This is a genomic window from Streptomyces sp. NPDC005955, assembly GCF_042871255.1.
Classification (GTDB): Bacteria; Actinomycetota; Actinomycetes; order Streptomycetales; family Streptomycetaceae; genus Streptomyces.
In genome coordinates this window covers 186,930-206,862 of record NZ_JBIAIF010000016.1, presented here as the reverse complement: position 1 = coordinate 206,862, position 19,933 = coordinate 186,930, and the positions used below count along the sequence as shown (strand labels likewise).

Below are 19,933 nucleotides of genomic sequence, written 5' to 3'. Positions count from 1 at the left end.
GGGGGTGGTCGTGGTGGTGGTGTGCCGTTGTGGTTGGGGTCGTTGAAGTCGAATGTGGGGCATGCGCAGGCGGCTGCGGGTGTGGGTGGGGTGATCAAGGCGGTGATGGCGTTGGGTGCGGGGGTGTTGCCGCGGACGTTGCATGTGGAGGTGCCGTCGTCGCGGGTGGAGTGGGTGGGTTCGGGTGTGGAGTTGTTGGGGGAGTCGAGGGTGTGGCCGGATCGGGGGAGGCCGCGGCGGGCGGGGGTGTCGTCGTTCGGGATCAGCGGGACCAACAGCCACGTCATCCTCGAACAAGCACCCGAGGAAGAACCGGACGGCACGCTGCCGGTGGACACCCGTGACCCCGGTGCGGACCCCGAACCGTCGTCGCCCGTACCGTTCCTGCTGAGCGCCAAGACCGCCACCGCGCTCCGGGCCCAGGCCGCCGCACTCCACGACGCCCTCGCGGCGAACCCGACGCTCCGACCCGTCGACGTCGCCCACACCCTCGACCGCCGGGCCCGGTTCGCACACCGGGCGGTCATCGACGCCGACCCGGACGTGCTGGACGCGCTCGGCGCGGTGCGGGACGGCCGACGGCACCCGCGGGCGGTGGTCGGCCGGGCCGCCCCCGACGCCCGGTTGGCGTTCCTCTTCTCCGGGCAGGGCGCCCAACGCATCGGCATGGGCGGCGAACTCCTCGACCGTTCCCCGGTGTACGCCGCGGCCTTCGACGCCGTCGCCGGCCACCTCGATCCGCTGCTCGACACCGGGCTGCGCGCCCTGCTCACCGGGGACGCCGAGGTGCTGCGCGAGACGCGGCACGCCCAACCCGCCCTGTTCGCCGTGGAAGTGGCGCTGCACCGCCTCGCCGAGTCGTACGGCCTACGGCCCGACTTCGTCCTGGGGCACTCCGTGGGCGAGGTGGCCGCCGCCCACCTCGCCGGGGTCCTCGACCTGCCCGACGCCTGCACCCTGGTCGCCGCCCGCGGACGGCTGATGCAGTCCGCGCGTCCGGGCGGGGCCATGGCGGCCCTCGCCGCCACGCAGGAGCAGGCGGTCGAACTGCTGGCGTCGACGGGCGGCGCGGTCGAACTGGCCGCCGTCAACGGGCCCGGGTCCGTGGTGCTCGCCGGGGAGGCGGACGCCGTGGACCGGTTGGTGCGGCAGTGGAAGGAGGCCGGCCGCAAGGCGTCCCGGCTCAAGGTCAGCCACGCCTTCCACACCGCGCACATGGACGACGTGCTCGACGAGTTCCGTGCGGCGCTCGCCCCGCTGACCTTCCACACCGCAGACACCCCCGTGATCTCCACCGTCACCGGAGCCCTCGCCGACGCGCAGGAGCTGTCCACACCGGAGTACTGGGTGCGACAGCTCCGACGCCCCGTACGGTTCGCGGACGCGGTGCGCACCGCGGTCGCGCTCGGCGTCACCCGCTTCGTGGAAATCGGCCCCGACGGCACCCTGGCCGCCCTCGCCGCAGAGACCGGGCGGACCGGGTCGGCCGACGACCTCGTCACCGTCCCCCTCCTCCGGCCCGGCAAGCCCGAACGGGACACCGTACGAACGGCGTTGAGCCGGCTCCAGGTCGCGGGCATCGAGGTCGACCGCACCGCGGACCTCGTCGGCGCGCGTCTGGTCGATCTCCCCGGCTACCCCTTCGAAACCCGCCGCTACTGGCTCGACGCACCGGAAGAGGAGGGCAGCGCCGAGGCGTTCGGGTTGCGGACCAGCCCCCACCCGCTGCTCGCCGGATCGACCGAACTCCCGGACGGCAGCGTGTTGTTCACCGGCGTCCTGTCCCCGCGGCGGCAACCGTGGCTGTCCGAGCACCGCATCGACGGGCGGACCCTGGTCCCGGCCGCGGCGTTCCTGGAACTCGCCTTGGCGGCGGGCGACGCCCTGGACCGCCCCGCGCTACGGGACCTCTTGGTCCGGGCCCCGCTGGAGCTGATCACCACCGCGGACGTCCCGCTCCAGGTGAGCGTCAACGCCGAGGGCGAACTCGCGGTACGGGCCAGGGACGCCGACGGCACCTGGACCGTGCACGCCACCGCCGTCCTCACCGACACGGCGACCCCCGCCGCACCGGTGCCCGAGGAACCGGACCCCGCCCCGGTCGTCCGGCTCGACCTGGGCGACCGCACGGCGACCTACCAGCAGCTCGACGGGTCCGGGTACGCGTACGGCCCGGCCTTCCAGGGGCTGACCCTCGCCCGTCGTGCCGGCGACCACCTGCGGGCCGAGGCGCAGACCCCGTCGACGGTACGGGGCGCCGACCGGTTCGGCCTCCACCCCGTGCTGCTGGACGCCGCCCTGCACGTCCTGCCGCTGCACACCCACGGCGGCCCGCGGCTCGTCCCGTACGCCCTCGACGGGATACGGCTGCACCGGCGCGGGGCGACCCGGGTGACGGCGAGCCTGGCACCCGTGGGCCCCGACGCGTACCGCCTCGACCTCGCGACCGCGGACGGCGAGCCCGTGCTCACCGTCGAACGTCTCGCCCTGCGACCGCTGCCCGCCACGGCGGAGTTGTACCGGACGGACTGGGAGCCCGCCGCCGAGCCGTTCGCCACCGAGCCGCCCCCCGCCGAGGCGTCCGCTGTCCCCGACGTCCTCGTCCTGCCCGAGGCGGCGACCGCGGACGCCGGTGATCCGCTGCCGGCCGCCGAAGCCGTCCGGGCCGCCGTCGTGGCACGGCTCGCGGCTGACGCGCCCGCCCCGCTGGTGGTCGTCACCCGCGGACTGGCCCTCACGGAAGGGGAGCAGGTCAGCGCGGGCACCGCCGCGGTCTGGGGACTCGTGCGCGCCGTGCAGGCCGAACATCCGGGGCGCTTCGCCCTGGTGGACACCGACGGCACCCACGACGACGCCCTGCTCGCCGCGGTGGCCGCCCGCTGGCCCCGTGCGGCGGTGCGCGACGGCACGGTGCACGTGCCCCGGCTGACCCCCTTGACGGACGCCACCCCGGTGCCGGACGCCGACCCGGCACCGGGGGGTGCCCAGGACCCCGAGGCGTCCCCGCCCGGGGCCTGGCCGTTGAGCAGCGCGGGCGGCGTGGTCCTGGTCACCGGAGGCACCGGCACGCTCGGCCGGCTGACCGCACGGCACCTCGTCACCCGCCACGGCGCCCGCCGACTGCTCCTGGTCTCCCGACGCGGCCCCGAGCACCCCGACGCCCCCGCGGCCGTGGCCGAACTGACCGCACTGGGCGCCCGGGTCGACGTCCGCGCCTGTGACCTCGGCGACCGGGCGGCCCTCAGCGGCCTGCTCGACACGCTGGACGGCCCCCTCGCCGCCGTCGTGCACACCGCCGGGATCGCCGAGGACGCCGTCGCCGCGCGACTCACCCCGCAGGCGCTCGCCCGGGTCCTCGCCCCCAAGGCCGTGGCCGCGCGCCACCTGGACGAGCTGACCCGGGGCGCCGAACTGGACGCGTTCGTGCTCTTCGGTTCCGTGGCCGCGGTCCTCGGCACCGCCGGGCAGGGCAGCTACGGCGCCGCCAACGCCGCCCTCGACGCCGTCGCGCACGAGCGCCGACACGCCGGGCGGACGGCGCTCAGCGTCCACTGGGGCCTGTGGGACACCGACGGCGGTCTCGCCGGCGAACTCGCCGAACGTGACGTCGCCCGCCTCGCCCGCGCCGGCATCCGACCCATGCCGCCCGAAGCCGCCCTCACCCTGCTCGACCGGGCCCTGCGCCTCGACCTGACCACGGTGACCGCCGCCGGCCTCGACCCCCGCGCCACCGCCCCGCCCCTCCGACCCGGCGCCGTGCGGAAAGCGGCCCCGGACGGCCGGGGCGCCGGGCCGGACGTCACCCGGGTCGTGCTCGACGCCGTCGCCGAGGTCCTCGGTCACCCGGCGGGCACCACCGTCGACCCCGAACGCGCCTTCGTCGACCTCGGTTTCGACTCCCTGACCGCCGTGGAGCTACGCAACCGGATCAACACCGACCTCGGCCTGGACCTCCCCGCGACGATCGTCTTCGACCACCCCCACCCCGCCGCCCTGATCCACCACACGCACACGCTCACCACCGACGTCACCGACCCCGCCGCCCCCTCGCACCCCCGGCCCGACACCCCCGCGGCCGACCCGGCCGAGGACGCGATCGCCGTCGTCGGCATGGCCTGCCGGTTCCCCGGCGGCGTCCGCACCCCCGACGACCTGTGGCGGCTGCTGGCCTCCGGCACCGACGCGATCACCGAGTTCCCCACGGACCGCGGCTGGGACCCCGACCTCTTCGACCCGGATCCGGAGCGCCCCGGCACCTCGTACGCCCGGCACGGCGGCTTCCTCCACGACGCGGCCGAGTTCGACCCCGGCTTCTTCGGCATCAGCCACCGCGAAGCCCTCGCCGTCGACCCGCAGCAACGGCTGCTGCTCCAGACCGCGTGGGAGGCCGTCGAGGACGCCGGCATCGACCCGGCGCGGCTGCGCGGCACCGACAGCGGCGTCTTCGTCGGCCTCATGTACGCCGACTACGGCGCCCGCCTCCACCAACACCGGGGCGCCGCCCCCGACCTGGAGGGGTACCTCGTCAGCGGCAGCGCGGGCAGCGTCGCCTCCGGGCGGGTCTCGTACACCCTGGGCCTGGAGGGCCCCGCGGTCACCGTCGACACGGCCTGCTCCTCCTCGCTGGTGGCGGTGCACCAGGCCGCCCAGGCCCTGCGGCTGGGCGAATGCTCCCTCGCCCTCGCCGGCGGAGCCACCGTCATGGCCAGCCCGGCCACCTTCGTCGAGTTCAGTCGACAACGCGGGCTCGCCCCCGACGGCCGCTGCAAGCCCTTCTCCGCACGGGCGGACGGCACCGCCTGGGCGGAGGGCGCGGGGCTCCTCGTCCTGGAACGACTCGGTGACGCCCGCCGCGCCGGCCACCGGGTCCTCGCCGTGCTGCGCGGCTCGGCCGTCAACCAGGACGGCGCCAGCAACGGACTCACCGCACCCAACGGCACGGCCCAGGAACGCGTCATCCGCAGCGCCCTCGACACCGCGGGGCTACGTCCCCGGGACGTCGACGTCCTGGAGGCGCACGGCACCGGCACCCGGCTCGGCGACCCCATCGAAGCGGGCGCCGTCCTGCACACCTACGGCAGCGAACGCGGCCCCCGCGGCCCTCTGCTGATGGGCTCCGTCAAGTCCAACCTCGGGCACACCCAGGCCGCCGCCGGGGTGGCCGGCATCATCAAGGTGGTCCTCGCCATGCGGCACGGCGAGGTGCCCGGCACCCTCCACCTGGACCGGCTCTCCGAACACGTCGACTGGACGCGCGGCGCCGTGAGCGTGCCCGCCCGCACCACCGCCTGGCCCGAGGGCGGCGGGCCGCGGCGGGCCGCCGTGTCCTCCTTCGGCATCGGCGGCACCAACGCCCATGTGATCCTGGAGCAGGGCGAGGAGCCGGCCGCCCCCGCACCGCAGCCCTCCCGGGACAGCAACGGCAACAGGGACGCACGGGTCGTGCCGTGGGTCCTCAGCGCCCGCACCGACGAGGGGCTACGGGAACAGGCCGCCCGACTGGCCCGACGGGTCCGCGACGAACCCGGACCGCGCCCCGTCGACGTGGCGTTGTCCCTGGCGACCACCCGGACCGCCTTCGAACGGCGGGCCGTGGTCCTCGGCCGCGACCTGACCGAACTGCTCACCGGCCTCGACCACGTGGCCGACGGTACGAGGCCCGACCCCGGCACCTTCCCCGCGGTCGTCTCCGGCGCCCCGGTCCGCGGCGAAACGGCCCTGCTGTTCACCGGACAGGGCAGCCAACGCACCGGCATGGGAGCCGCGTTGCACCGGGCGTTCCCGGCGTACGCCAGCGCCTTCGACGAGGTCGCCGAAGCCGTGCGCGCGGCCGGCGGCCCCGACGTCCGCGCGGCCGTGGACGCCGACCCCGCCGTCGACCTGGACCTCACCCAGAACACCCAACCCGCGCTGTTCGCCCTGGAAGTCGCCCTGTTCCGGCTGCTCGCGGACTGGGGCCTCAGCGCGCCGCTGCTCGCCGGCCACTCCCTCGGCGAGATCACCGCCGCGCACCTCGCCGGCGCCCTGGACCTCGCCGCCACCGCACACCTCGTGGTCACCCGCAGCCGACTCATGGGGCACCTGCCCGGCGGCGGACAGATGGCCGCCGTCCAAGCGGACCTCGACACCGTCGAAACGGCCCTGGCCGGCACCGACGGCCGGGTGGACGTCGCCGCCGTCAACGCACCCGGCTCACTCGTCCTGTCCGGCGACCCGGAGCCGCTCGGGGACCTCCTGGAATCACTCGCCGCCCAAGGCCACCGCACCAAACGGCTCCCCGTCAGCCACGCCTTCCACTCCGCCCACATGGACCCGATGCTCGACACGTTCCGCACCTCGCTGCACGGACTACGGGCCACCCAACCCCACACCACGGTCGTCTCCACGCTCACCGGGCGCGAGACCGACGCCCCCGCCCTCGGCTCCCCGGCGCACTGGGTCGACCAGGTCCGCGGCACCGTGCGGTTCGCGGACGCCCTCCACCGGCTGCGCGCCCTGGGCGCGACCCGCTTCCTGGAGATCGGCCCGGACGCCGCGCTCACCGCGATGGCCGACCAGTGCGACCTCGGTGACGACACCACCGCCGTCGCCGCCCTCGACCGCAAGCAGGAGGACCTGTTCGCCCTCTGGTCGTTCGTCGCCGCGGCCCATGTCGCCGGCGTCGACTGGGACTGGCCGGCGCTGCTCGGCCCCGGCGCCGTGACCGTCCCGCTGCCCACGTACCCGTTCGCGCGCGAACGCCTGTGGCTGGCGCCCCCGCCCGGCGGCACCACCACCGCGACGGGCATCGGCGCCGACGACCCCGACCACCCGCTGCTGTCGGCCGCGATCACTGACCCCGACGGCGAGCGCACCGTGTACACCGGCGTCCTGTCCCCGCACCGGGACCCCTGGCTCGCCGACCACGCACTGCACGGCACCCCCGTACTGCCCGCCACCGCGCTCCTCGACCTGATCGCCCGGCTCGCACCCCGGCACGACGCCGACACGGTCGCCGAACTCACCCTGCACGCACCGCTCCTCGTCGACGGACCCACCCCGGTACACCTACGGGTCACCGTCGAGGGCCACGGCGTCCGCGTCCACGCCCGGGCCGGCAAGGACACCCCGTGGACCCTGCACGCCGAGGCCACCCTCGACAGCGCCCCGCCCCCCGCCACCTGGACCGGCGACCGCCCGGCGACCGCGCACGGCGTACGACTCGGGGACGTGTACGCCGAGTTCGCGGAGCACGGCTACACCTACGGGCCCGCCTTCCGGGGCCTGCGCGCCCTGTGGACCGAGGACGACACCCTCTACGCGGAGGTGGACACCGGCACCACCCCGGTCCCCGCCCAGCTCGACGCCGCCCTGCACCCCTGGCTCGCCGCCGCCCTGCGGAACCCGGACCGGCCACCCACCGACCCCGACGGTCCCCGGATCGACGTCCCCTACGGCTGGCGCGGCGTCCGACTGCACCGCACCCCGTCCGGACCGCTGCGGGTACGGATCCGACGGACCTCGGCCGCCGCGTTCGCCCTGGACGTCGCCGACGACCGCGGCCACCCCGTGCTCACCGTCGACGAGGTGCTGCTGCGCCCGGTGCCCACCACCGCCCTGCGCACCCGACGCGACGGCGCCGGTCTCCTGCACCAGGTCCTCTGGCGCACCCGACCGCTCGACACCGCCCCGCACGACGCCACGGTCGTCGCCGTCGTCCACGGAACCGACACCGCGGCCCCCCTGCCGTTCCCCGTGGTCGACGCGCCGGACGGCAGCGAGGACACCGTGCTCGCCGTCATCGCCGAGGACGACGTACGCCGGAACCTGAAGACCGTCCGGGACCTGATCCTCGCCCTTCCCGAACGCACCCACCTGGTCGTCCTGACCCGGGGCGCCGTCGCCGTCGACGCCACGGAAACGCTCCCCGCACTCGCCCAGGCGTCGCTGTGGGGCCTGGTCCGCTCGGCCCAGCACGAGCACCCGGGACGCCTCAGCCTCATCGACACCGACGGCCACGACGACTCCCTCGCCCTGCTCCCGCGCGCCGTCGCCGCCCGCCCGGGCCAACTCGCGCTGCGCCGGGGGCGCGCCCTCACGCCCCGGCTGGTACCGCTCGCCCCACGGACCGGCGCGACCCCCCGCTTCGGGGACGGCACGGTCCTGGTCACCGGAGCCGGCGGCGCACTCGGCTCCGCCGTGGCCCGCCACCTCACCGAACACCACGGCGTCCGGCACCTGCTCCTGGTGAGCCGGCGCGGCGACACCGACCCCGCCCTGCGCGACCTGGCCGAAGAACTGCGGTCCCGGGGGACGACCCGGGTGCGGACTGCCGCCTGCGACCTCGCCGACGGACCCGCCGTCGACGCCCTCGTCGCCAGCGTCGACCCCGCGCACCCGCTGACCGCCGTCCTCCACGCGGCCGGAACCCTCGACGACGCCGTGCTCGACCACCTCACCGACGAGCGCCTGGACCGGGTGCTGCGCCCCAAGGTCGACGCCGCCGGCCAACTCGACCGGGCCACCGCCGGCGCGCCGCTCACCGCGTTCGTACTGTTCTCCTCCGTCGCCGGGGTCCTCGGGAACGCCGGGCAGGCCGGCTACGCCGCGGCCAACGCCCATCTGGACGCCCTCGCCCAGCGACGCACCGCCGCCGGCCGCCCCGGCACCTCCCTGGCCTGGGGCCTGTGGGACACCGATACCGCCGATACCGCCAGGGACACCGATACCGCCGGGGCCACGGAGAACGCCGGGGCCACGGAGAGCGTCGAGAACGCCGGGAGAACCGCGAACGCCGACAGCTCCGGCGGCATGGCCGCCTCGCTCGACGCCGCCTCCCGGGCCAGGATCGAACGGCTCGGCATCCGTGCCCTGTCCACGGCCGACGGCCTCGCCCTGCTCGACACCGCGCTCGGCCTCGGCGACGACGCCCCCGCCCTGCTGGTGCCCGCCCGGTTCGACGCGGCAGCACTCGCCCGGCGCCCGGAGGCCCCGCCGGAGCTCCTGGCCGAACTGCTGCCGCCCCGGCCCGCCGCCGCCCGCGCCCCCCACGTCCCGCTGGCCGACCGCGTGGCAGGGCTGGACACCGCCGCCGCCCGCGCCCTGGTCCGGTCCACCGTCACCGGCGCCGTCGCCGACGTCCTAGGCCTGCCGAAGTCCGTCCACGTACCCGATGACCGGGGCCTGTTCGACCTGGGGCTCGACTCGCTCACCGCCATCGAACTGCGCAACCGACTGGGCACCGAACTCGGCGCACGACTCCCCGCCACGGTGCTCTTCGACCACCCCACCGTCCGCGCCCTCAGCGACCACCTCAGCGCCCTCAGCGCCGCCCCGTCGACCGTCTTCGACGCGTCCGCCCTCGGCGACTGGGTGGAATCGGCGGCCGGACTCACCCCCGACGACGAACAACGCGCCGCGCTCGTCGTGGCCTTGGAAACCGCCCTGGGACGGCTCGCCGACCCCGCGGGGCAGGCCACCGACCCGGCCGCCTTCGGCATGGATGCAGCTTCCGACGACGACCTCTTCGGGCTGCTGGACCGAGAACTCGAACACTGACCGACCTTCGGAGAGCGGTGTAGCGATGGCGAACGAAGACAGGCTCCGCGACTACCTCAGACGCACCACCGCCGACCTGCTGCGCGCCCGGGCGCGCCTCGAAGAGGTCGAGCGGGCCGCCGGGGAACCCCTGGCGATCGTCGGCATGGCGTGCCGCTACCCCGGTGGGGTGCGCTCGCCCGAAGACCTGTGGCGACTCGTGGCCGCGGGCACCGACGCCATCGGGTCGTTCCCCGACGACCGCGGCTGGCCGCTCGACGGACTCCTCGACCCCGACCCGGCGAAGGAGGGCACCACCTACACCGACCAGGGGGGTTTTCTCCACGACGCCGCCGACTTCGACGCCGCCCTGTTCGGCATCAGCCCCCGCGAGGCCCTCACCATCGACCCGCAGCAACGGCTGCTGCTCCAGACCGCCTGGGAGGCGTTCGAGCGCGCGGGCATCGACCCGCGGTCCCTGTCGGGGCAGCCCGTCGGCGTCTTCGCCGGTGTCATGTACGGCGACTACGGCTCCCGCCACACCCGGGCGCCCGAGGGCTTCGAAGGGTTCATCGGCACCGGCAGCGCCGGCAGCATCGCCTCCGGCCGGGTGGCCTACGCCTTCGGCCTCGAAGGCCCCGCCGTCACCGTCGACACGGCGTGCTCCTCCTCGCTGGTCGCCCTGCACTACGCCGCGCAGGCGGTGCGCCGCGGCGACTGCCGGATGGCGCTGGCCGGCGGCGCCACCGTGATGGCGACCCCCGCCACGTTCGTCGAGTTCAGCCGACAGCGCGGACTCTCCCCGGACGGCCGCTGCAAGGCGTACGCAGCCGGCGCGGACGGCACCGGGTGGGCCGAGGGCGCCGGCCTCGTCCTCGTCGAACGCCTCTCCGACGCCCTCGCCGCCGGGCGCCCCGTGCTCGCCGTGCTGCGCGGCAGCGCCGTCAACTCCGACGGCGCCAGCACCCAGCTCTCCGCCCCCAACGGCTCCGCCCAACAGCGCGTCGTCAGGGCCGCCCTCGCCGACGCGGGCCTCGGGCCGGCCGAGGTGGACGCCGTGGAGGGACACGGCACCGGAACCGGACTCGGCGACCCCGTCGAGGCGTCCGCCCTCATCGCCACGTACGGCAGGGGCCGCCCGGCCGACGACCCGCTGTGGCTCGGCTCGCTGAAGTCGAACATCGGGCACACCCAGGCCGCGGCCGGTGTCGGCGGGCTCATCAAGATGGTCCAGGCCATGCGCCACGGGGTGCTGCCGGCCAGCCTGCACATCGACGCGCCGTCCCCGCACGTGGCCTGGGAGGACAGCGGAGTCGCCCTGCTCACCGCCGAACGGCCCTGGCCCGAGCGCGACCGGCCGCGCCGGGCCGCGGTGTCCTCGTTCGGGATCAGCGGCACCAACGCCCACATCGTCGTCGAAGCCCCACCGGCCACCGCGCCCCCGACCTCCGACGGCACCGCACCGGACCCGGTGGATACCCCCGTCGCCTGGCTGCTGTCCGGCCACGACGAACGGGCCCTGGACGAGCAGATCACCCGGCTGCGCGACCACCTCACGGACCACCCCGACCTGTCCCCGCGCGACGTGGCGCACACCCTGCGCACCGGCCGCGCCGCCCTGCCGCACCGCGCGGTCGCCGTCGGCCGCACCCCGGAGGACTTCACCCGCGCCCTCACCGCCCTCGCCGACGACGTGCCCTCGCGCCGCACCGCACGCGGCGCGTCGACGGGCCCCGTGCGACCGGTCTTCGTCTTCCCCGGCCAAGGCTCCCAATGGGCCGGCATGGCCCGGGACCTCCTCGCCTCCTCCGAGCCCTTCCGAGCCGAACTGACACGCTGCGCGGTGGCGTTGGCCCCGCACACCGACTGGGACCTGCTCGATGTGGTGGCCCGGGCCCGGGACGACGCCCACGCACTCGACCGCGTCGACGTCGTACAACCCGCCCTCTTCGCCGTCATGGTCTCGCTCGCCGCCGCCTGGCGCTCCCTCGGAGTGGAACCGGCCGCCGTCGTCGGCCACTCGCAGGGGGAGATCGCCGCCGCCTACGTCGCCGGTGCCCTCGACCTCGATGACGCCGCCGCCCTGGTCGCCCGGCGCAGCAAAGCGCTGCTGGCCCTCGCCGGGACCGGAACGATGGCCTCCGTCGAGCTGCCCGCCGACGAGGTGGAGCAGCGCCTCAGGGGCCGCGCGGACCTCGGGATCGCCGCCGTCAACGGCCCCCGCAGCACCGTCGTCTCCGGCGCTGACGAGGCCGTCGCCGCGTTCGTCTCCGCCGTGCAGGCCCAAGGGCTGCGGGCACGCCGCATCCCCGTCGACTACGCCTCCCACTCGCCCGCGGTCGAGTCCCTGCGGCCCCTGCTGCTCACCGAGTTCGCCGAGCTGCGCCCCCGCCCCGCCACCGTGCCCTTCCACTCCACGGTGAGCGCCGCGACCTCGGCCGGCGACACCACGGCCCTGGACGCCGGCTACTGGTACGCGAACCTGCGCGAACCGGTGCTGCTCGCCGACACCGTGCGGGGCCTGCTGGACGCGGGGCACCGTCACTTCCTGGAGGTCAGCGCCCACCCGGTGCTGGTCACCGCCCTCCAGGACACCTTCGAGGACGCGGACGTCGAGGCGCACGCCACCGCGACCCTCCGCCGTGACCAGGGGGGAGCGGAGCAACTCCTCACCGCCGCGGCCCAGGCGTACGTGAGCGGGGTCGCCGTCCGGTGGTCGGAACCCCCCGGTGCCCGCACGGTGGCCTTGCCGACCTATGCGTTCCAGGAGCGGCGCTACTGGCTCGACACCCGAACCGTCGGCGGCACCCCGACCGCCCCCGTGGCCGACGGGCATCCGCTGCTCGGCTTCGCCGTCGAACAAGCGGACGGACAGGGGGTGTTGTTCTCCGGGACGGTTCCCGCCGGCGCCGCGCACTGGGCCCGCGCCCATCGACTGGGCGACCGCACCCTCCTGGTGGCCAGCGCACTCGCCGAACTCGCGCTCGCGGCCGGACAGCGGGTCGGCCTGCCCCACGTACGGGAGCTGACCCTGCTCGCCCCCGTCGACGTCCCCTCCGACGGGCCCGTCCTGCTCCAGGTGGCGGTCCGGGCGCAGGACGACGACGAGGCGACCGTCACCGTGCACTCCCGGCGGGACGACGGGGACCCCTGGCTGCTGCACGCCACCGGACGGTTGACCGCGGACGGACCCCCCGCCCCCGAGCCCGAACGGGACGGACCCGACGACGGCGCACTCCTCGACGTGACCGCGGGATACGACGCCCTGGAAGCCCGGGGCGTGCACTACGCACCCGTACTGCGCTCCGTGCGCACGGTCCGCAGCGACGGCACCACCGTCCTCGCCGAAGTCATCTCCGGCCCCCGACCCCCCGCGTCCACGGCGGGGACCACCGCGGACGGCGCACCGGGGTACACCGTCCACCCCGCCGAACTGGACGCGGCGCTCCAAGCGGCGTTCCTGGCCGGCCCCACCGCCGAGCCGGACACCGTCACCCTGCCCTTCGTCTGGACGGACGTCCGGGCCCATCTGCCGGGCGTGCCGGTGACCGGGGTGCGCGTCACCCGGCACGGCCCCGCCGCCCTGTCGGTCATCGCCACCGACGCCGACGGACGCGTCGTGCTCACCGTGGGCGAACTCCGCCTCCGCACCCTGGACGGCCCCCTCCCGGAGCCCGCGCCCGTCCCCGTCACCCCCGCCCGGCGGCTGACCGTGGCCCCGGCCGCCGAGGCGGCGCCCGCGACGGCCCTCGACCCCGAGGACCTGCTGAAGACGGTCACCCGGGCCGTCGCCGGCATCCTGGCGTACGACTCGCCCCGGGACGTCGACCCCGACCGGCCCTTCCGCGACCTCGGCCTCGACTCGATGACGGCCGTGCAACTGCGCGACCACCTGGCCAAGGTGACGGGACGCCGGCTCCCCACCACCCTGGTCTTCGACCACCCCACGCCCCGTGCCGTCGCCCGCCACCTCGCCGCCGACGGTCCCACCACCGGGCGCCGCACCGCGGCCCCGGCGACCACCGCCGGCGGCACCGGGGACGACCCGGTCGTCATCGTCTCGATGAGCTGCCGCTACCCCGGCGGAGTCAGTACGCCCGAGCAGCTCTGGCAGCTCCTGGAGGACGGCGGCGACGCCATCGGCACCTTCCCCGACGACCGGGGCTGGGCACTCGACGGCCTCTTCGACGACGACCCCGACCACCCCGGCACCTCGTACGCCCGACACGGCGGCTTCCTCCACGACGCGGCCGACTTCGACGCCGACTTCTTCGAGCTGAGCCCCCGGGAGGCCCGGGCCACCGACCCGCAACAACGGCTGCTCCTGGAGACCTCCTGGGAGGCGTTCCAACGGGCCGGCATCGACCCCACCTCGCTACGCGGCTCCCGCACCGGCGTCTACGTGGGCCTGATCTACACCGAGTACGGCGGACGGGTCCAGGCCGACCCCCGGGAGCACGGCGGCTACCTGGGCACCGGCAGCGCCGGCAGCGTCGCCTCCGGCCGGATCGCCTACACCTACGGCCTGGAGGGCCCGGCCGTCACCGTGGACACCGCCTGCTCCTCGTCCCTGGTCGCGCTGCACCTGGCGGCCGGTGCGCTGCGCGCCGGGGAGTGCGACCTCGCACTGGTGGGCGGGGCCACCCTGATGGCCACGCCCGCCACCTTCGTCGAGTTCAGCCGACAGCGCGGACTCTCCCCGGACGGTCGCTGCCGCGCCTTCGCCGACGCGGCGGACGGCACCGGCTTCAGCGAGGGCGTGGGGCTGCTGCTGGTGGAGCGCCTGTCCGACGCGCGCCGCCACGGCCACCCCGTGCTCGCCGTGGTGCGGGGCTCGGCGACCAACCAGGACGGCGCCAGCAACGGACTGACCGCCCCCAACGGCCTCGCCCAGCAGCGGGTGATCGAGGCGGCCCTGGACAACGCCCGGTTGGCGCCCGCCGACGTCGACGCGGTGGAGGCCCACGGCACCGGCACCACCCTCGGCGATCCGGTGGAGGCCGGGGCCCTGCTCGACACCTACGGCGCGGGCCGCTCCGATCGGCCGCCCCTGTGGCTCGGCTCGTTGAAGTCGAACATCGGGCACACCCAGGCCGCGGCCGGTGTCGGCGGCATCATCAAGATGGTCCAGGCACTGGAGCGGCACACCCTGCCCCGCACCCTGCACCTCGACGCACCCACCCGACACGTGGACTGGGAGCGCGGCGGGCTCGCCCTGCTCACCGAGAACACCCCCTGGCCGCCCGGCGAACGCCCGCGCCGCTTCGGGGTGTCGGCGTTCGGCATGAGCGGCACCAACGCCCACGTCATCATCGAGGAACCCCCGGCGACCCACCGGCCCGAGGAAACCCCCGAGCCGGAGCCGGCCCCCGACCCGCGGCGGACGCCGGTCACCCCGACCGGTCACGACCCGGTCGTCCTGGTCCTGTCCGCGAAGTCGGCGGCCGCCCTCCGGGGCGGGGCCCGCCGGTTGCGGGCCCATCTGGAAGGGCTGCCGCCCGCCGCACTCCCGGCCGTGGCCGCCGAACTCGCCCACACCGGATCCGTGTTCCCCCACCGCGCGGTCGTCATCGCCGAGGACCACGCACAGGCCCTGGCGGGGCTCACCGCCGTCGCCGAGGACGCCCCGGCACCGTCCGTGGTGTCCGGCCACGCACCCGCGAGCAGGGCACCCGTCTTCCTCTATCCGGGTCAGGGCGCCCAGTGGCCGGGCATGGCCCGGGAGTTGCTGCACCGGTCACCGGCGTTCGCCACCCGGATCGCCGAAGCCGCCGAAGTCCTCGACCCGTTGACCGGCTGGTCCCTCGTGACGGCACTCTCCGGCGAAGCCGACCTCGGCCGGGTGGACGTCGTCCAACCCCTGCTGTGGGCCACCATGACCGCACTCACCGCGGTCTGGGAGTCCTTCGGAGTGCGACCGGCCGGCGTCATCGGACACTCCCAGGGCGAGATCGCGGCGGCCTGCGCCGCCGGCGCCCTCTCCCTGGCCGACTCGGCCGCGGTCGCCGCACTGCGGAGCCGGTCCCTGCGCGCCCTGGCGGGCGGCGGTGCCATGCTGTCGGTCGCCGCCGACGAAACGACCGTACGGGACGTGCTCCTCGCGTCCGGCGCGGCAGCGGGCGTCGCCGCCGTCAACGGACCCCGCTCCACCGTCGTGGCCGGCGAGGTCGCGGCCGTCGAACAGGTGCGGCAGGCCTTCGTGGACCTGGACGTACGGGTACGACTGATCGACGTGGACTACGCCTCGCACTCCGCGCAGGTGGAGCGCCTGGAGGCCGAACTCCTCGCCGTGCTCCCCGAGGTGACACCACCCGACGGCTTCGCCGCGGACATCTACTCGACGGTCACCGGGGCCGCCGTGCCGCCGGGCGCACCGGACTTCGGGCAGCCCGCGTACTGGTACCGCAACCTCCGCGAGACCGTGCGGCTGCGCACCGCCGTCGAGAGCGCCGTGGAGGCCGGGCACGAGGTGTTCATCGAGATCAGCCCGCACCCGGTGGTCGGCATCGGCGTCCAGGACGTCCTCGACGCCGTGCCCGGGAGCGGTGGCACCCCGGCGGTGCTCGGCACCCTGCGCCGCGACGAGGGCGGACCCGACCGGGTGCTGCACTCCGTCGCCGAGGCGTGGGTGCACGGCGTCCCGGTCGACTGGACCGCGCACACCGGCCCCCGTATCCCCGGTCTGGCGCCGCTGCCCACCTACGCCTTCGACCGCCGACGGCACTGGCTCGACCCGGTCGTGCCCGCGGCCCCGGCGGTGCCCGGCGACGGCGCCCGCCCGGTGGGGCACCCCCTGCTGACCGGCGCCGTCCGGACCGCGGACACCGACACCGTGCTGCTGCTCGGCCGGCTCGCCACGGACGATCAGCCCTGGCTCGCCGACCACACCGTGGACGGCACCGTCCTCGTGCCCGGTGCGGTGCTCGCGGAACTTGCCCTCTTCGCGGGGGAGCTGGTCGGCGCGACCACGCTGGAGGAGCTGGTCCTGCAACAGCCCCTGACGCTGTCCCCGGACTCCCCGGCCGGGGGCGAGGACGGCGCCGTGGAGATCCAGGTGGGCGTCGGACCCCCGGAGCACGACGGAACCCGCGCCCTCACCGTCCACGCCCGCCCGGTCCCCGCGGACGACGACCCGCTCGGCGCCCCCTGGACCCCGCACGCCGCCGGCACCCTGACCACCGCCCTCGGGCAGCCGCAGCCGGCCCGCACCCCCTGGCCGGCTGCGGAGGACGGCGCCGCCGTCGACGTCACGGAGCTGTACGACGGCCTCGCCCTGCGCGGCTACCAGTACGGGCCGGCGTTCCGCGGGGTGCGGGCCGCCCGCCGGTCCGGCACCGAGGTGCACGCCGAACTGTCCCTCGATCCGCTGCCCACCGGTGGGCGCCCCGCCTTCCGGACCCCGCCGACCCTGCTGGACGCCGCCCTCCACACGGCCTCCGTCGCCGGACTGTTCCCCGACGACGGTGCGGTGCGGCTCCCGTTCACCTGGCGCGGCTTCCGACGCCACCACCCGGTGGGAGACGGGGAAGCGGTACGGGCCCTCCTGCGGCACGGGGACGACGACACCGTGTCGGTGTCCCTGCGGACCGTCGACGGAAGGCCCCTCGCGGACGTCGACGCCGTGGTGTTCCGCACCGCCGAGCCCTTGCGCGCGGACCCGCTGCACACCGTCCGCTGGGAGCGCCCGGCCCCGGAAGGACGCCCCGATGCCCGCCCCACGGACCCGGCGGTCGACTGGGAGCTCGGCTCCGCGGCCCACCCGGACCTGGCCGCCCTCCGCACGGCACTCGACGACGGGCACCCGTCCCCGCGGGCGCTGGTGCTGCCCGTGGCCGGCACCGGCGACGACCCGGCGGGCCTGCGCGCCACGCTCGGCGAAGTGGTCGAGACCCTGCGCGCCCTCCTCGCCGAACCCCGCCTGGACGGCACCCGCCTGGTGGTGCGCACCCGACACGCCGTCGAGGCGGTCCCCGGGGAAGGGGTCGCCGCGCCGGCCGGCGGTGCGGTGTGGGGCCTGGTCCGCAGCGTGCAGGCGGAGGAACCGGGACGGGTCGTGCTGCTCGACGGCGATCCCTCCACCGACGAACTCTCCGCGGCCCTCGCCACCGGCGAAACCCAACTGGCCCTGCGCGAGGGCGAGGTCCTGGTGCCCCGGCTGCGCCCCCACCGTCCGCAACTCGGCGCCGCCCCCGCCGGGCCCTGGCGGCTGGCCCCCGGCGGCAGCGGCGTCGCCGACGACCTCGTCCACCGTCCGCTGGCACCGGAACCCCTCGGGCCCACCGAGGTGCGGATCGCCGTTCGGGCGGCCGGACTGAACTTCCGTGACGCCATGCTCGCCCTCGGCATGTACCCGGGCGAGGCCGAGCTCGGGACCGAGGCGGCCGGCGTGGTGCTCGCCACCGGCGAATCGGTGGCCGACCTACGGCCCGGGGACCGGGTGACGGGGCTCGTCCCCGGTGGCATCGGACCGGTCGCCGTCACCGACCGGCGGCTGCTCGCGCCCGTCCCCGAGGGGCTGGACTTCGCGCAGGCCGCCACCGTGCCCGCCGTCTTCCTCACCGCCTACTACGCCCTGCGCGACCTCGCCGACGCCCGGCCCGGCCAATGGCTGCTGGTGCACTCGGCCGCCGGCGGCGTCGGCGGCGCCGCGATCCAACTCGCCCACCACTGGGGGCTGCACGTCTTCGGTACCGCGAGCCCCGGCAAATGGGCGGCCGCGGCCGCGGCGGGCCTCCCGCCGGAACGCCTCGCGAACTCCCGTGACCTGTCGTTCGTCCCCGCGGTCCGCGCGGCCACCGACGGCCGGGGCGTGGACATCGTGCTGAACTCCCTGGCCGGGGAGTTCGTGGACGCCTCGCTCGCCCTGCTCGTCCCCGACGGGCAGTTCGTCGAGATGGGCAAGACGGACCTGCGCAGCGCCTTCCGGGTCCGCGCCGAACACGGCGTCGGCTACCAGTCCTTCGACCTGCTGGACGCCGGCCCCGACCGGATCCAGGAGATGCTCACGGAGATCGTCGAGCTGCTGCGGACCGGTGTCCTCACGCCGCTGCCGGTCACCGCCTGGGACGTCGCCCGGGCCCCCGAGGCCCTGCGGCACCTCAGTCTCGCCCGGCACACCGGCAAGGTCGCCCTGACCGTCCCCCGGGCGCTGGACCCGGACGGCACCGTCCTCGTCACCGGGGCGTACGGCGGCCTCGGGCGCCTCGTCGCCCGCCACCTCGCCGACCGGCACGGCGCGCGCCACCTGCTGCTCGTCGGACGCCGGGGCGCCCGCACCGAAGCCGACCGGCAACTGCACCGGGAGCTCGCCGCCCTGGGGGCCGAGGTGACCTCCGCCGCCGTGGACGTCGCCGACGCGGACGCGCTCGCCGGGCTCCTCGCCGCGGTGCCCCCGCGCCACCCCCTCACCGCCGTGGTGCACGCCGCCGGCGTCCTCGACGACGCCACGCTCGCCAACCTCACCCCGCAGCGGCTCGATGCGGTGCTCCGCCCGAAGACCGACGGCGCCCGGAACCTGCACCGGCTGACCCGACAGGCCGACCTCGCCGCGTTCGTCCTGTTCTCCTCCGCCGCCGGTCTGGTCGGCAGCGCCGGTCAGGGCGCGTACGCCGCGGCGAACGTCCGGTTGGACGCCCTGGCCGTGGCCCGGGTCCGGGCCGGACTGCCGGCGACCTCGGTGGCCTGGGGGCTGTGGCACTCCGACAGCGCCATGACCGGCTCGCTGTCCGGCACCGACCGGGCGCGTCTGGTCCGCGGAGGACTGCTCCCCCTGACCCCGGACCGCGGGCTGGCCCTGCTGGACGCGGCGCTGTCCGCGGGCGACCCGGCACCGGTCGCCGTCCGGATCGACGCCGCTCGCCTCGCCGACACCCCGGACCTCGCCCCCGTACTGCGGTCCCTGGTCCGCGGGCGGCCCGGGACCGGCGCGCCGGGCCCCGTCCCCGCCCAGGGCGGTCTCGCCGAGCGGATCGCCGCGGTCGATGCGCCGCGGCGACGGGAACTCGTGGCGGAGACCGTGTTCCAGTACATCACCGCCGTGTTGGGGCGCCCGCCGGGCGACGAGGCCGGTACCGACGGCCGGAGCTTCAAGGAGCTCGGCTTCGACTCCTTGACCGCGGTCGAACTGCGCAACCGACTGGGCCGGGCGACCGGGCTCCGGCTCCCCGCGACCCTCGTCTTCGACCACCCGACCCCCACCGCGCTCGCCGACCACCTGCTGGACCGGTTGGCTCCCGAACCGCCCGCCCACCCGTCCGCCCACCCGTCCGCACGGCCTGACGCCCACCCGGACGGGCAGCCGGGGGACTCCGGGAACGGCAGCGGCTCCGGGGCCGGACCGGTGTCGGCGCCCTCCACCGCCGAGGAGCTCTTCCGGTTCATCGACTCCGAATTCCGTTCCTGATCCGAGCCCGAGAGG

At 76.0% G+C, this 19,933-nt stretch carries 2 protein-coding genes and 1 pseudogene; all 3 read left to right on the top strand.

Annotated features, from left to right (window positions below; all coding sequences use genetic code 11):
- Positions 1–21: 21 nt before the first annotated feature.
- Positions 22–90 (top strand): annotated as a pseudogene (locus ACFYOU_RS29885) (hypothetical protein); the annotation flags it as partial.
- Positions 91–105: 15 nt separating this feature from the next.
- On the top strand, positions 106–9,537 hold the full coding sequence (locus ACFYOU_RS29880) for an SDR family NAD(P)-dependent oxidoreductase (RefSeq protein ID WP_391309972.1): 9,432 nt from the start codon (positions 106–108) through the stop codon (positions 9,535–9,537).
- A 25-nt stretch (positions 9,538–9,562) separates the two neighbouring features.
- Positions 9,563–19,918: an SDR family NAD(P)-dependent oxidoreductase gene (locus tag ACFYOU_RS29875; RefSeq protein WP_391309967.1), complete on the top strand. Its 10,356-nt coding sequence runs from the start codon at positions 9,563–9,565 to the stop codon at positions 19,916–19,918.
- Positions 19,919–19,933: the final 15 nt, after the last annotated feature.